At 42.1% G+C, this 16,330-nt stretch carries 12 protein-coding genes; 7 read left to right on the top strand and 5 right to left on the bottom strand.

Translation table 11 applies throughout. The features are described 5' to 3' along the window. Positions 1–631 precede the first annotated feature (631 nt). The 4 genes from L4C54_RS21380 (at position 632) to L4C54_RS21365 (ending at position 5,116) form a co-directional block, all read left to right on the top strand. The gene (locus tag L4C54_RS21380; protein ID WP_428809734.1) at positions 632–2,581 is read left to right on the top strand and encodes a PTS mannitol transporter subunit IICBA; all 1,950 of its coding nucleotides are present in this window, start codon (positions 632–634) and stop codon (positions 2,579–2,581) included. 105 nt (positions 2,582–2,686) lie between these two features. After that, positions 2,687–3,835, top strand: a complete 1,149-nt coding sequence (locus L4C54_RS21375) for a mannitol-1-phosphate 5-dehydrogenase (protein WP_428809733.1) — start codon at positions 2,687–2,689, stop codon at positions 3,833–3,835. Positions 3,836–3,885: 50 nt separating this feature from the next. Further along, positions 3,886–4,419 carry an MltR family transcriptional regulator gene (locus L4C54_RS21370; protein WP_428809732.1) on the top strand — a complete coding sequence of 178 codons (534 nt, stop codon included), beginning with the start codon at positions 3,886–3,888 and terminating at the stop codon, positions 4,417–4,419. Positions 4,420–4,468: 49 nt separating this feature from the next. Continuing rightward, a complete protein-coding gene (locus L4C54_RS21365) occupies positions 4,469–5,116 on the top strand; it encodes an HAD family hydrolase (protein WP_428809731.1) in 648 nt (215 codons plus the stop codon). Positions 5,117–5,206: 90 nt separating this feature from the next. Here L4C54_RS21365 and glmS read toward each other — a convergent pair whose 3' ends face one another. Beyond that, the gene (gene glmS, locus L4C54_RS21360) at positions 5,207–7,039 is read right to left on the bottom strand and encodes a glutamine--fructose-6-phosphate transaminase (isomerizing) (RefSeq protein WP_428809730.1); all 1,833 of its coding nucleotides are present in this window, start codon (positions 7,037–7,039) and stop codon (positions 5,207–5,209) included. An 89-nt stretch (positions 7,040–7,128) separates the two neighbouring features. Continuing rightward, complete coding sequence (locus L4C54_RS21355) at positions 7,129–7,890, bottom strand: DeoR/GlpR family DNA-binding transcription regulator (RefSeq protein WP_428809729.1); 762 nt, start codon at positions 7,888–7,890, stop codon at positions 7,129–7,131. Positions 7,891–8,314: 424 nt separating this feature from the next. On the opposite strand from L4C54_RS21355, the gene pykF reads away from it, so the two are divergent. Beyond that, on the top strand, positions 8,315–9,727 hold the full coding sequence (pykF, locus tag L4C54_RS21350; protein ID WP_428801220.1) for a pyruvate kinase PykF: 1,413 nt from the start codon (positions 8,315–8,317) through the stop codon (positions 9,725–9,727). 93 nt (positions 9,728–9,820) lie between these two features. Here pykF and L4C54_RS21345 read toward each other — a convergent pair whose 3' ends face one another. The 3 genes from L4C54_RS21345 to L4C54_RS21335 all read right to left on the bottom strand — a co-directional run bounded on the left by L4C54_RS21345 (position 9,821) and on the right by L4C54_RS21335 (position 13,490). Continuing rightward, positions 9,821–11,704: a GGDEF domain-containing protein gene (locus L4C54_RS21345; RefSeq protein WP_428809728.1), complete on the bottom strand. Its 1,884-nt coding sequence runs from the start codon at positions 11,702–11,704 to the stop codon at positions 9,821–9,823. An 89-nt stretch (positions 11,705–11,793) separates the two neighbouring features. Beyond that, positions 11,794–12,489, bottom strand: coding sequence for an oxidative stress defense protein (locus L4C54_RS21340; protein ID WP_428809727.1), 696 nt, complete (start codon positions 12,487–12,489; stop codon positions 11,794–11,796). A gap of 98 nt (positions 12,490–12,587) precedes the next feature. Next, entirely contained in the window at positions 12,588–13,490 is a 903-nt protein-coding gene (locus L4C54_RS21335) for a LysR family transcriptional regulator (RefSeq protein ID WP_428809726.1), read from the bottom strand. A 112-nt stretch (positions 13,491–13,602) separates the two neighbouring features. Between L4C54_RS21335 and L4C54_RS21330 the strand changes: the two genes are divergently transcribed. Together L4C54_RS21330 and L4C54_RS21325 are read left to right on the top strand one after the other, a co-directional pair. Further along, on the top strand, positions 13,603–15,663 hold the full coding sequence (locus L4C54_RS21330) for an alkyl/aryl-sulfatase (RefSeq protein WP_428809725.1): 2,061 nt from the start codon (positions 13,603–13,605) through the stop codon (positions 15,661–15,663). A 121-nt stretch (positions 15,664–15,784) separates the two neighbouring features. Continuing rightward, complete coding sequence (locus L4C54_RS21325; protein WP_428809724.1) at positions 15,785–16,303, top strand: hypothetical protein; 519 nt, start codon at positions 15,785–15,787, stop codon at positions 16,301–16,303. The last annotated feature ends 27 nt before the right edge of the window (positions 16,304–16,330 follow it).

Genomic DNA, 16,330 nt, shown 5'->3' with positions numbered 1-16,330 from the left:
ACATTACAGTAGAGTGTTTTGTGAGCGATAATTTATTTGCCAGTGCGAAATTTATCAATGTTGCACGCTAGTATCGCCTTACAATAAACCGATATATTGAAGTAGGTCTACTTTCGATAACTCGATTAATTATAGAAATGACACAAATAGTACACCGAACAACACATTCACAGGTTAAATACACAGATGCCTGAGCAATCAATAATCGTTACTTAATTTCAACTAACTCTATAGGGTTATTAAAAATCAATAGAATCAAGTTAAAAAGGAATGCAAATGCGATCTAAATCACACCTAATGTTTGGATTAATCAGAAAATAATCAAAATAAAGACCTAGATCACAATATATTTAAATTCATAAATCTGAAATTCGAGAGATTTGTCACTTATATTTTAATTGACTTTTATGCAACCTGCATTTTGTATTAAAATTACACACTATAAACTTGAAGAGCATCACTAAAACCCATCAATAAAAGCACAACTTCGGGATAGCGGTCACAAAAAACCCGTTGTCAGTTCTATTATTAATTTGTGTGGTAAATTGATTGAGTACTAAGCAATCAACGAAACGGTTTTAGCGAACCGTTACCACACAATAATCATTAGAACATCGAACGGGGAATTCTCATGATATCACCAGATGCTAAGATCAAGATACAAAATTTTGGTCGCTTCTTATCTAACATGGTAATGCCAAATATTGGCGCCTTTATCGCTTGGGGCTTTATTACCGCACTATTTATTCCAACAGGCTGGCTACCTAACGAAACCTTAGCAGCCATGGTTGGACCTATGATCACTTACCTACTTCCATTACTAATCGGTTATACCGGTGGTAAGTTAGTTGGCGGTGAACGCGGCGCAGTTGTTGGTGCTATCACCACAATGGGCGTTATTGTCGGAACGGATATCCCTATGTTTATGGGTGCCATGATGGTTGGTCCTATGGGCGGCTGGGCAATCAAAACATTTGACCAAAAAGTGGATGGTAAAATTAAAAGTGGCTTTGAGATGTTGGTTAACAATTTCTCAGCAGGCATCATTGGTATGGTCTGTGCGATCATCGCTTTCTTCTTTATCGGTCCATTTGTTAAAGTACTTTCGGCAGGTCTTGCTGGCGGCGTACACTTCCTAGTTGAAGCGCACCTACTTCCTTTAACATCTATTTTTGTTGAACCTGCAAAAATCCTTTTCCTAAATAACGCGATTAACCACGGTATTTTCTCTCCTCTTGGTATTCAACAGGCATCTGAAGCGGGTCAATCGATCTTCTTCCTGATTGAAGCAAACCCAGGGCCTGGGCTAGGTATTCTTCTTGCTTACATGGTCTTCGGTAAAGGCACGGCGAAACAAACAGCGGGCGGCGCTTCAATTATCCACTTCTTTGGTGGTATCCATGAAATTTACTTCCCATACATTCTAATGAATCCTCGCTTGATCCTAGCGGCTATTGCAGGTGGTATGACAGGGGTATTTGTTCTAACTGCTTTTGATGCGGGTATCGTATCTCCAGCTTCTCCGGGTTCAATCTTTGCTGTTCTCTTAATGACACAGAAAGGATCAATCATCGGTGTACTTGCATCTATCGTCTCCGCTACTGCCGTTTCATTTACTGTTGCTGCATTACTGTTGAAGACACAAACATCGACAGAAGAAGATGGTGATGAGTTAGCGTTAAGCAAAGCAACATCACAAATGAAAGACATGAAGTCAGCTTCGAAAGGCGCAACCGTTGCTAACCAAGGTAAAGGTGACATCGATTTAGCCAGCGTACAAAGCATTATTGTTGCTTGTGATGCCGGTATGGGTTCAAGTGCAATGGGCGCAGGTCTACTGCGTAAGAAGATTCAAGAAGCGGGTTTAACCATTCACGTGACAAACCTAGCGATTAACAGTTTGACAGAAAGTGCTGACATTGTGATTACTCATAAAGACCTAACTGACCGTGCTCGCAAACATGCTGCGAATGCACACCATATTTCACTCACTAACTTCTTAGACAGTGAAATGTACAATCAATTAGTGACTAAACTATTAGCGGCTCAAAAGAGCACGGCAGCCAACGACGATAACCTAGGAAAGGTATCCGTTTTAGCGGCTAACGATGATAGTTTTGAGCAGACTCAACCTTCTGTATTCCAAATCCAATCCAAAAATATCCACCTTGCTCTTAAAGCAAATAATAAAGACGAAGCTATCCGCTTTGCTGGTAATAAGCTTGTTGAGCTCGGTTACGCTGAGCCAGAATACGTGGATGCGATGTTTGAACGTGAAAAACTGGTTCCAACCTACTTAGGTGAGTCTATTGCTGTTCCCCATGGAACGGTAGAAGCCAAAGACCGAGTGAAGAAGACGGGCATCGTTATTTGCCAATACCCTTCTGGTATTCAATTTACAGACGATAAAGACGATGTTGCAAAACTGGTCATCGGAATTGCAGCCAAAAATGACGAACATATTCAGGTTATTACCTCGATAACTAACGCGCTTGATGAGCCAGATGCCATCGAAAAGCTGACTAATACACAAGATGTTAATGAAATTTTGAACATCTTATCTGGTCACCAAGCCGCATAAGGTTTTTGCTCCTGAGCAAAAAGAGGTCAACTGCCCCCTATACGGTTGACCTCACCTTAGTAAAAACAGTTATCCATTTTTGAAATATTTTGAGTAGGTAAGATTATGAAGAATGCAGTTCATTTTGGCGCAGGCAATATCGGACGTGGTTTCATTGGTAAATTGTTAGCAGACGCTGATGTTGAGGTCACTTTCGCTGATGTTGATAAACCACTCGTTGATCAATTAAGCCATAAACAAGAGTACAAAGTGAAAGTCGTTGGCTCTCAATGCCAGACAGACACCGTCACTCACGTTACCGCGGTTAATTCAGCGAGTGAAGATGTGATTGATCGAATCGTCAAAACAGATTTAGTCACAACAGCCGTTGGTCCGAACGTACTCGATATCATCGCAAAAACCATTGCTAAAGGGATTACCAAGCGTTTCGCTTCAGGAAACCTAAAACCATTAAATATCATAGCTTGTGAGAATATGGTTCGCGGCACGACTCACTTAAAAGGTGAGGTCTACAAATACTTAGATGAATCACTGCACGAGCAAACTGAAACACTGGTTGGCTTTGTTGATTCAGCAGTAGACCGTATTGTGCCACCAACATCGGCAGCCAATGATGATCCATTAGAAGTCACCGTTGAAAGTTTCAGCGAGTGGATTGTTGATGAACAGCAATTTAAAGGCGAAATTCCCGACATTGAAGGAATGGAAAAGACATCGAATTTAATGGCGTTCGTTGAACGTAAACTGTTTACTCTCAACACTGGCCACTGCATCACCGCTTATCTAGGTTGCCTCAAAGGTCACCCCACCATTCGCGATGCCATTGAAGATAAAGATATTCAGCAACAAGTTAAGCAGGCCATGCAAGAGAGCGGAGAAGTCCTCATTCAACGCTACGGCTTCGACCGAGAATTACACGATGCATACATCAATAAGATACTGGACCGCTTTGCTAATCCATTCTTAGTCGATGAAGTGGATCGCGTTGGTCGCCAACCAATTCGTAAACTAGGGCCAAATGATCGATTAATAAAACCACTTTTAGGTACAATCGAGTATGGCACTGATAATAAAATACTTTTAAAAGGTGTTGCTGCCGCATTAAAATACACAAATGCGACTGACCCTCAGGCGGTTGAGTTACAAGAGTCGATTAATGAGCAAGGCATTAAGCAAACCTTAGTTCAATATACTGGCTTGGCTGAGAACAGCAAAGAAGTGGCAGAGATCGAAGCCATTTACAACCAACTATAGATAGTTGAGGGGCTAGGAACGCCCCTTTTATCGCAAATTTAAAGACAGGTATGGCAATTAATAATATTAACGAAACTGAAATCATCGAACAGCTAAACAACGCACCATCGGTACGTGGTTTTTTTATTGCAGCCGTCGACGTCTTTAATAGCTCGATTGACGCGCTCGTTCAACGAATCTTTCGTAAAGACAATTTTGCGGTGCAATCTGTTGTTGGTCCTCTACTACAAGACTCAGGCCCGTTAGGGGATCTCTCTGTACGTTTAAAACTGCTATTTGGTTTAGGTGTCCTTCCCGATGAGGTATATCACGATATCGAGGACATCATAAAGATCAAAAATATGCTCAACAATGATGCGTCTGATTATGAGTTTACCGACCCAAACATTCTCTTGCCTATAAAAGAGCTTAACCTAGTTAAGAAGATGGGAGTGGTGCAACTTGAAGTCAGTGAGCCTGATGATGATATTGATTTGGAATTTTACCACCTTCAGCTGCAGCGCCAGCAGCAAATTATTAAATCCGGCCTTTCACTTGCCATTGTCGACATCTGTAATGAACTTGGTAAAGAAAGTCCGTTTTAATCCAGTATCAGCCCTGTTTTCTATTTCGCTTCTTTATTAAGGAGTCACGATGATCAAAGCCGTTCTCTTCGATATGGATGGTCTTATTTTCGATACAGAGTCTGTCTATAAACAAAGCTGGAAATTTGCAGCCAAAGAACAAAGTCTTCTCCTTACTGACGATTTCTATCAGCAGTTTATCGGCGTCCAAGATACTCAGTGTGAACAGATTCTCTACTCTCATTGTACCGAGCAGATCGATATAGTTCAGTATATAAAGGTAAGGAACGCGCACTTTTCAGCGCTTCGTCAGCAAGGTATCTCATTCAAACCAGGGTTTGACGAATTATTTCGCGTGATTAAAAACCTAGGACTCACCACCGCCATTGTCACTTCTTCTCGCCTTGAGGATGTTCAGCAGAACTTTCGTTCAAGCGAATACCTAAACCAATTTGAGCTAATCATTACCGCTGAAGACGTGACTCGTAGTAAGCCTAAACCAGACTGCTATCTATTAGCCTGCCGAAAGTTATCTTTAGACCCGAAAGAGTGTTTAGTACTAGAGGACTCCAATCACGGCATCAATGCCGCGCTATCTGCAGGGTGTCAGGCAATCATGATTCCAGATCTGCTTCCCCCTTTAGCTGAGTTTAAGGACCAGATACACATTGTCACTAATTTGAAAGATGTTATCCCCTATTTAGAAGACGCCGGATAAACAAAAGCCAAGGTCATCACCTTGGCTTTGTAGTATTTAACACGACCCTATAACGGTCGGAGGACAATAACGTCGTATTGTCTCTTTGCGCTACTCTACTGTAACGGCTTTCGCTAGGTTTCTTGGTTGATCTACATCGGTCCCTTTGATCAGAGCAACATAGTAAGAGAGCAACTGCATCGGAATCGTGTAGTAGATAGGAGCAGTAATATCACTCACGTTAGGCATGGTGATAATCTTCATGTTCTCATCTGCTTCAAAGCCTGCATCAGCATCTGCAAACACATACAACAAACCGCCACGTGCTCGAACTTCTTCGATATTAGATTTTAGCTTCTCTAATAATTCATTGTTCGGAGCCACAACAACAACAGGCATATCTGCATCAATTAGTGCTAATGGGCCGTGTTTCAGTTCACCAGCTGCATACGCTTCAGCGTGAATGTAAGAAATCTCTTTAAGTTTCAACGATGCTTCCATTGCGATGGGGTAGAACTCACCGCGGCCTAGGAACAGTGTATGGTGCTTATCTGCGAAATCTTCAGCCAGTGCTTCAATCTCTTTTTCAAACGCCAGTGCAGCATTGATCTGCTGTGGAATCGAATGCAGTGCTTCTACGATCTCTTTCTCTTTCTCAGCACCAATCAGGTTTTTCTGTTTGCCTAATGCTGTTACTAGCATCAGCAGCGCTGCAAGTTGCGTGGTGAAAGCTTTCGTTGAAGCTACACCAATTTCAACACCAGCTCGGGTCATGAAGGCAAAATCAGACTCACGAACCAATGAAGAACCAGCAACATTACAGATAGTCATTGCTGACATATAGCCTTTCTCTTTCGCTAAGCGCAATGCTGCAAGCGTATCAGCGGTTTCACCCGACTGAGATAGGGTAATTAATAGGCTGTTTGGACGTGTGACAAACTTGCGGTAACGGAACTCTGAGGCAATTTCGACATCACAACTAACACCAGCGAGATCTTCAAACCAGTAACGTGCCGCCATACCTGCATTGTAAGACGTACCACAAGCGATAATCTGTACGTGTTCAACGTTAGCGAGAATTTCCGCTGCATTAAGTCCGATACTTTCAGTCACGACAGAGTCTTTGGTGATGCGACCTTCCATCGTATTCGTCAATGCAGTTGGTTGCTCGTAGATCTCTTTTTGCATGAAGTGACGATATTTTCCTTTATCACCCGCATCATGCTCAGCGTTCGATTCAGTTATTTCACGTTCAACTTGCTCGCGATTTAGATCGTAAACGGTAACGTCACGGCGAGTGATCTCCGCGACATCCCCTTCTTCCAAATACATGAAGCGGCGAGTGACATTAAGCAGTGCCAGTTGATCAGAGGCTAAGAAGTTTTCACCCACACCAAAACCAATCACGATTGGGCTACCAGAGCGAGCTACAACAATACGGCTAGGGTCTTTACGGTCCACAACCACCGTACCATATGCACCATCTAGCTGAGCGACTGTTTTTTGCAGTGCTTCACGCAAAGACTTACAGCTACGCAATTCCCATTCTACAAGGTGAGCTATCACTTCGGTGTCAGTTTGAGATTCGAATACATAACCACGCTCGCGAAGTAATTCACGTAGCTCTTCATGATTCTCGATAATACCATTATGAACAACCGCAATATCACCAGACATATGAGGGTGAGCATTAGCTTCAGAAGGTTCACCGTGTGTCGCCCAACGAGTATGGGCAATACCTGTACCACCAAGTACATCTTGCTTTTCAACAGCGTCAGCCAACTCTTGAACTTTACCTAAACGGCGAACACGAGTCAGGTTGCTTTGAGCATCAACAACTGCCACACCCGCAGAGTCATATCCGCGATACTCAAGGCGACGAAGACCTTCGACTAAGATTTCTGCTACATCACGCTGCGCGACTGCGCCTACGATTCCACACATAGTGTTTACTCCATTATAATTTTATTTTTTATATCCCTAACGGCTGCAAGCAAGGCCTTAAAGCTAGGGTGATTTTTAGTACAACTTTATTAAGCTCGAATCACCCGCACGTTATTTGATTCAATTTCTGCGGTGTGTTCAGGTGAAAGTTCACTATCGGTAACCAATACATCGATACTTTCCCAGCTCAACTCTAAATTTGGAATTTTTCGGCCTAACTTTTCAGACTCGACCATAACAACCACTTCCCGTGACACTTCTGCCATAACCTTGCTTAAACCAACTAACTCATTAAATGTAGTCGTTCCTCGGCTAAGGTCGATACCGTCAGCGCCAATAAATAGCTGATCAAAGTCGTAAGATCGCAATACAGACTCTGCAACTTGCCCTTGAAATGATTCTGAATGAGTATCCCAAGTACCGCCGGTCATTAATAATGTTGGCTCACTTTCAAGATCGTTAAGTGCATTGGCCACATTTAGTGAGTTGGTCATCACCACTAGGCCCGTTTTGTGGTTTAACTGTTGAATAAGTGCAGCAGTGGTACTGCCACTATCGATCACAATGCGATTATGGTCCCGAATAAGAGCTGCGGCAGCCGTTGCCAATTCTACCTTTCGTGGCGAAACCTTAGGGGCCAGTGCCTCATTAACCACTTCTTTAGGTAGTGCAATTGCACCACCGTATCGGCGTAATAGCTGACCATTTCTCTCAAGCTCTGCGAGATCCTTTCTAATAGTGACCTCTGATGTTGTAAACTTACAGGATAGTTCCTCAACACTTACCTCACCCAACTCAATAATGAGGTTGGAAATCGCGTGCCTTCTCAGCTGTGTGTTTCGTTTCGACATCTAAAATTCAACTTTAAGTTTCAAACTGAAAGAAAGTATAGTCGAACCGAAAGATATTCGTCCATTTATTTCGATCTAAAAAATAAATATTTCATACCAAAACCTTGTCCTAAGACAACTCTAGACCGTGATATTGAGTTGATTCGGTGGTAGAATTGCGCCCGAAAAGAAAATTAATTACAGAATTAACCGTAATTTGTTTGAAAACTTACTCATATAAAGTGGGTTAAGTCACATAAAGCCTAGATTCGTGGCCTTTTGCTTGGTCATAAAATGACTAAATCAGGTGAAAGACTTACAAGATTGATGTAGTTATTTAAAAACCGATGAGTTTTAGCTAAATAAGAAGCGCTAAACACAGGTTCTGCATTAAAAATACAAACCAATTTAAAATTGAAACAATACTTACCGGAGAGTATCTTCCATGAAAAAGACCAAAATCGTATGTACGATCGGCCCTAAAACAGAATCTGTAGAGAAGCTAACTGAGCTAGTTGATGCAGGCATGAACGTAATGCGCCTAAACTTCTCTCACGGTGACTTTGCAGAGCACGGCACTCGTATTGCGAACTTCCGTTCAGTAATGGAAACTAAAGGCGAGCAACTTGCTATCCTTCTGGATACTAAAGGTCCAGAAATCCGCACTATCAAACTAGATGGCGGCGATGATGTTGATCTAGTAGCTGGTCAAGAATTCACTTTCACAACTGACGCTTCAGTTGTAGGTAATAAAGACGTTGTTGCTGTTACTTACCTAGGTTTTGCAAAAGACCTTTCAGCTGGTAACACTATCCTAGTAGATGACGGCCTAATCGAAATGGAAGTTATCTCAACTTCTGAAACTGAAGTTAAGTGTAAAGTTCTTAACAATGGTGCTCTAGGCGAAAACAAAGGTGTTAACCTTCCTGGCGTATCTGTTCAACTTCCAGCTCTTTCTGAAAAAGACAAAGCTGACCTTAAATTTGGTTGTGAGCAAGGCGTTGATTTCGTTGCTGCTTCTTTCATCCGTAAAGAAGACGATGTTAAAGAAATCCGTGCACTTCTAAACGCTAACGGCGGCGAAAGCATCCACATCATCTCAAAAATTGAGAACCAAGAAGGTGTTGATAACTTCGATTCAATTCTTGAAGCTTCTGACGGCATCATGGTTGCTCGTGGCGATCTAGGTGTTGAAATCCCAGCTGAAGAAGTAATCTTTGCTCAAAAAATGATGATCGAGAAGTGTAACCGTGCACGTAAGACTGTTATTACAGCAACTCAAATGCTTGATTCAATGATCAGCAACCCACGTCCAACTCGTGCTGAAGCGGGCGACGTTGCGAACGCTATCATGGATGGTACTGATGCAGTTATGCTTTCTGGCGAAACAGCGAAAGGTAAGTACCCTGTTGAATCAGTAACTATCATGGCTCAAATCGCGAACCGTACTGACAGCGCGCTTAAAGCTGAGCTAGGTTCTCGTCTAGACAGCCCACGTCTACGCATCACTGAAGCAGTATGTAAAGGCGCGGTAGACACAGCTGAGAAACTAGCTGCTCCACTTATCGTTGTTGCTACTGAAGGCGGTAAATCTGCACGTTCAGTACGTAAGTACTTCCCAACTGCAAACATTCTTGCTCTTACTACAAACAAGAAAACAGCAGCTCAACTAGTACTAACGAAAGGTGTTAAGCCTGTTCTTGTTGATTCAATTGAAAGCACAGATGCTTTCTACATCAACGGTAAGAACATTGCTCTAGAGTCTGGTCTAGGTAAGAAAGGCGATATCGTACTAATGGTTTCTGGTGCACTAGTTGCTTCAGGTACTACTAACACAGCTTCTGTTCACGTTCTTTAAGAACTGATTAGATTCTGATGTTAAAAAAGAGAGCTTCGGCTCTCTTTTTTGTTGCTTGCAGTTATTGTGACTGACGTTTCTATTTTCTATTAATTAAGCACAGAGTAATGGCTTACTCTTTACAATCGACAGCTGATTACGCCCTAGCGATTTCGCTTTATAGAGTGCAATATCAGCCCGCTTATAAGAGTCGGTGCTATTTGATGTCAAATCAGTATAGCCTCCACTCACAGTGACTGGCAGTTCAACATTCTCTTCCACCGATTTTCGTAATCGTTCCAATACTGGTGTTGCTTCATCAAGTGACGTATTGGGTAGTATAACGGCAAACTCTTCCCCTCCAATTCGAGCAATCATATCCGTTTGCCTTAAGTTCGATTGAAGTGTCTGAGCAACGACACGAATAACTCGGTCACCTTCGTCATGCCCTTTCTCATCATTCACTCGCTTGAAAAAATCAATATCAAATATAGCTAAACACACCGGCGATCGGGCTTTATAACGTTCAACGATTTGAGCGTGGTTCAGCAGTGCCTGTTCAAATTTACGTCTGTTATACAGGTTCGTTAATTCATCTTTTTCACTCAATAGTCTTAACTGATCTTCTAATTGTTTTCTCTCGGTAATATCAACAAAGGTCGTGATGTAATAATCCACTTCTGACTTTATCGTGTGGAACGCCTGAATTCTTGTAATTAGCGTTGACTGGACACCCGCGCTATTGTTGATCATCACCTCCCCTTCCCATGTATCTTGAGTCTTGAGAAGCTGACTCACTTGTTTCAGTTTTTCAATATTAGTGATGTCAGAGACCAATTCATAAGCATCTTTATTGAGTGCTTGTTTCTGAGACAAGCCAGTCATGATCGTAAATGCTTTATTCACCATGACAATACGATGCTGTTTATTAGTAATAACAACAGCAGACATACCATCAATGGCAGCTCGAGCAAGTTTACTTTCTAGGTTTCTACGGCGGTAATGTAGAAAAGTGAATACAGTGGGTATAGCAAACAGAAGCATCGTTAAAAAGACTAAGGCGACCTCTTGCTGAAGCGTAACAAGGTCTTTGGAAAGCCTTTGATTTAGTGTTTTTTTGTTCGCTTGTACGACAATGAATAACGATTGATTTGAAGACACGTCTAGCTGTTTGAAAGTAAATAGGTCTCCATTATTTACAATATATCCAGATTTTTCGTTGAGCATGCGCTGCCACACTTTAGGGTGCTCTGATGATAAGTTGTAACCTACTCGCCTTTCGATTAAATGCCCATGAAGCTTATCTGCTCGATGACTTTCAATATAATACCCTTGGTCACTGATCAGCTCAGGGCGAAAATCTCGACTAAATTTGTAATTAAAACGCGATGACACATAGCCAATATCCATATTAAGGATTAAATAGCCGGCCTTTTCCTGCATCACAGAAATAGGGCTAATGATTCGAAAAACAGGTGCATTATGAGCAGAGATTGAATCATTTTCGTTTTCTAGGTCTATTCCCCAAGAGCCCATTTGGCTAACCGATAACGACTGAGCAAGCTTAAAGTAGTCTCGGTGACTCTCATCCCCAAGATTGTTGGTAATCGATATTTCATCATTTACTTCGGAGTATTTAACACTGACTTGCTCACTACCGTTAGAATCTACATAGCGAATTTGAGGAAACCATTTTTGGTGGATCATTGTTGATGACCAAACCTGCTCTAATTGCTTTTTATTAAATAGAGTCGGTGAAAAAACGTAGTCATACATTGCCTGATTTTTCGAGAGCAGATCCGATATCGAAATCACTTGAGTACGTAAAAAACTGTATTCTCGATGACTGTATGTGATTTGCTCCTTCGCCTCTTTAACACTTTGATTAAAGCTATCCTGCTTAACCGTTTGGTACCGCTGGGCGTAATAGACGAACGAAATGAGAATAAGGGCCAAAGTAGTCGCAAAAAATGGCAGAATGGTTTTGAAATACTTCATTTATGACTATGAGATACCGACAATAAACAACAAAGATAGAAATAAAAAAGTGGCGCTAAAGCACCACTTCATCTAATAACAAAAGCTCATTAATTTTGAAGCTTATAAATCACATCAACTCGATCTCGGATCACTAACGTCGAATCTTGATAGCTATTACTTTCGGACTTAGCATCCATAGACATAGAGCGCATCAAAACCGGTTGAGAGCTAGGCATATTATAATCAATACGCCATACGCTTCCAAGCTCTTGTTCAAAACCATGAGCTAAAGATTGTGCTTTTGCGTTGGCATCTTTAATCGCTTCAAGACGGGCTTGCTGTTGATATTTGGCTTCATCACGCACTTTCAAACGAATGGTATCAACCTGGTTAATGCCCTCACTTAAAGCAATATCCAGATATTGATTGAGATTAGCCAAATCATCCACCTTAACCGTCATGGTGCGAGAAGCTCGATAGCCTACAAGTTCAGGCTTACCCTTCTTTGGATAATGGTACTGTGGTGTCAGGTAAAGATTAGAACTATTGATGCTAGTCGCCACTACACCATGTTCCGTCAATTTAGCGATAAAGCCATCGACGACATTATCGACCATCTGTTTTGCTTGCTCGGCTGTCATGGTTGATTCAACCACTTTTACCGTAAATTCTGCCATATCGGGAGTTGCAGTGACCTCACCATAACCCGTTGTCACAAGGTGAGGAAATGTAGGCGCATTGGCTGATACACTTAAACTTACTAAGCTACTGAGAGCCAAAGTCAAAATAGGTAACATCTTCATTTTTACTACTCTGATAGTTTTATCACCTACATAATAGGTAAATGCTGACAATTGGCTACCATTCAATCAATAACCTGACACAACTTTTACCTAGCCACTTATTTAATGGCGATCTGCAATAACTCTCCTACGGTTTTTCGCAACCAGCGATGAGCTGGACTATTGTCGACCCTTTTATGCCAAATTGAATGATGTGTAACACGTCCACTATTGAAGGGGAGAGTGTGCACCGCAAGCCCCATACTGTCTGCATACATATTTGCAAGGCTTTCTGTCACTATCGTAATGTTTTGTGTACGAGAAGCCATTGCCATGGCAGATAACATTGAATCAGCCTGCGCGACTATCTTTCTCTTTCCTAGTTGCTCTTTGGCAAAATACTCCGCGATTCTCATATTCGCTCGTTTAAGGTTCTGCACGATATGACCGCAGCTGAAGTACTCATCAATCGTCATATCTCTATTTGCGAGTTGATGCTCTTTACTTATCACCATCACAAGGTTCTCGCTAAATAGTTCACTTGAACAAAAAGAAGGTAACAAGTTATCTAATAGGTCGATGACCAAATCTGTTTGATTCTCAATAAGCTGTTTTGATACTTCATCATCAGAAGGGGGCGTTACCGAAACAGTTAACTCACATGCTGCAAGTTTAGGGTGATTCAATAGAGGAAGAAGGAGGTGCTGAATTGGCTCACTGAGTGTCACATGAAATTTATGGGCACGAGCGGGATCGAACTCCAAAACCTGATCCAACGCCTGATCGATAATGCCGGTAGCAAGCTCTAATTGCTCAGCCAACATTTTTGCAGAAACCGTCGGTGCAATGCCTCGCCCTTTTCGAATAAACAGTGTCACCCCTAGGTTTTCCTGTAATCGCTTTAATGCGTTACTTACCCCAGGCTGAGTCATATTCAGCACTTCTGCTGCTGTCGTGATTGAACCAAGGCGATAGACCTCAATAAAGACACTGAATAAATTCCAATCTATTTTAGTTTGCATAGCCAACACATCACCATTAGGAATGTTTAATCCTAATTTTAGTTTATATATATAAATGTTTCATCTGTTTATTATTACCTCAATCCAGTACGAATACTCCTTCGAGGTTAAGATGAACAAGATTACATTAAACAAATCAGTTATCGCTTTAGCAGTCATGATCGCACTTCCAGCAAGTGCTGCATCTAACAAACCAGTCGGTGATATTAGTGCCAACGGTAAGCCTGCTTCAGAGCACACGGCTACTGCCAATCATAGACTTGCTGCTCAACTTAATTTCGACGATGTTCGTGCTTTCGAAAATAATGATAAAGGGTTAATTGTTCCGCTAACAGAAGAGACACGTAAGAGCCTGAGCGATCGTTTCTCTCACTTGCATAAAGGTCAAACCATTGCCGCTGACGCACCGGACACAGTAAACCCATCCCTATGGCGTCAAGCTCAACTTAACCACGCTGCTGGTGGATTATATCAAGTTCGCGACGGCATCTATCAAGTACGCGGAACGGATCTTTCATCAGCCTCGTTTATTCGCAGTGAATCAGGTTGGATTGTTTACGATGTGCTGCTCACCAAAGAAGCCATGGCCGCCTCGTTAGAATTCTTTTTAGATAATGTACCTGAAGGTGGCGAACTACCGATTGTAGCGATGATCTACTCTCACAGCCATGCCGATCACTTTGGTGGTTCTAAAGCTGTTCAAGAACGCTTTCCAAATGTGAAAACTTACGCTCCTCACGGATTTATCAAAGAAACGATTGACGAAAATGTACTTGCTGGTAATGCAATGTCTCGTCGTACTGCTTATCAATATGGTGGCACGTTAGGCAAAGCGTCTGAAACAGGTGCGATTGACGCAGCATTGGCAAACGGTCTTTCAACTGGCGCTATCACTTTAGTTGCACCAGATGAGACTTTCCCAAGCGGCGAAGATCAAAAGTTCTTCACCACAGAAATTGACGGCCTTGAGTTTGTCTTTATGGATACAGCAGGTACAGAAGCACCTGCAGGCAGTGCCGCGTATATTCCATCAATGAATGCACTTTGGACTGGTGAAATGATGTATCACGGTATGCATAATGTATACACACTGCGTGGTGCGAAAGTTCGTGATTCATTGAAATGGTCAAAAGACATCAACGAAATGATCAACGCTTGGGGCGGCGACATTGAGTATCTATTCGGCTCTCACTCATCACCTATCTGGGGCAATGAAGAAATCACTGAATTCATGAAGCTTCAACGTGATAACTACGGCTTTGTTCACAACCAAACGTTGCGTCTAGCGAACAACGGCATGGTGATGCAAGATATCGGTGCAAAAATCGATGATGAGCTTCCTGAGTCAATTAAGAACTCATGGCACACCAATGGTTACCACGGTACTTACAGCCACAATGCTCGCGCTGTTTACAACATGTACCTAGGTTTCTTCGATATGAACCCTGCAAACTTGAATCCACTTCCAGTTCAAGAAGAAGCAGAAAAGTTCGTTGAATACATGGGTGGCGCAGACGCTGTCGTAACGAAAGCGAAGAATGACTTTAGCGAAGGTAACTACCGTTTTGTTTCTACCGCGCTTAACAAAGTTGTTATCGCACAACCAGAACACAAAGAAGCGCGTCAATTACTTGCTGATAGTTATGAACAACAAGGCTACCAAGCGGAAGGCGCTGGGTGGCGTAATATCTACCTAACGGGTGCTCAAGAGCTAAGAATTGGCACTATGCCGGGCGCTCCTAAAACAGCGTCGCCAGATGTTCTTGCAGAAATGACGGTAACAAACTTACTGGATTACCTAGCGGTTCAAGTTGTGGCAACTAAAGCTGATAAAACACCGTTTACTATGAATGTGAATGTGCCTGATATTGGTGAAAAACACTTTGTTGAGCTATCTAATGGTAACTTGAACAACGTGATGACAGCGGAGCTAAGTGACGATGCAGACGCTACTCTTCACGTGAATAAAGCAGATCTGACTCAGATTCTGCTTGGCCAAACGACTATGGCTGATTTGCTGAAATCAGGAAAAGCTGGAATCACGGGTGACGCAACGGTACTAGAGAAGCTTAAGCAATCAATGGTTCGCTTCGACGACAAGTTTGAAATTGTTCCTCGCCCAGCGAAAGGACAAGAAGTAGATGCAAACATCTATCGTCCGATGAGCCAATAAGTCGGCACTATTAAGTCTAAATTAAATAGCACTACCTAATAACAGCCACACTAAGAAATAAGGCCATGATCAAAATGGCCTTTGTTTCTTGTCAAAACCATCTACGTTACAAATGAGGTTAATGATGAAACGCAATCTAGCAACGACAATACTGACTGCCCTGCTTGGTTTAACGTCAATAAATACTTTAGCGTGTGGTATTGATGGTGGCGCTTTCTTTCAAACGATTGGGACGATGCCTTCAGGAACTTTTAGTGTTGCCCTTGCGATTAATGATGCAAAAAAGAACCAACAGATTGTCGTTTCAGAAAAGCACTCTCAACGGTTGGATATGGTGCTGTGGCAAGTTCAGCAACGATTGAAACCACACTACCAAGGCGAAGAGTTTGAAGTGACTGTTTATGATATTGCAGGGAATCATTTTTTAAATATCAAAGCCGATGGAAACACGCTAAGTAGTGCAGCTCACGAGCTACCAAAAGAAGGCGAAGAAATCGTATTTGGTGTAACTGACGCGTCGGTTCTATTTGCTCTTGCAACAAATGAACTAACCTTTAGCCAAGCTCAATCAATGGGTTTATGGAGTAGTGAAGACGGTTCAGAAGAGTTTAATGGTTTGCTTCAAGCAGCATTTGGCTAAGTAGAATCTAAATTAAAAAAAGAGGCG

Origin of the sequence: Vibrio lamellibrachiae, from assembly GCF_050337265.1 — a bacterium.
Classification (GTDB): Bacteria; Pseudomonadota; Gammaproteobacteria; order Enterobacterales; family Vibrionaceae; genus Vibrio; species Vibrio kyushuensis.
Note: the sequence above shows the minus strand (reverse complement) of the source record. Positions and strands in the feature narration are given on the sequence as shown.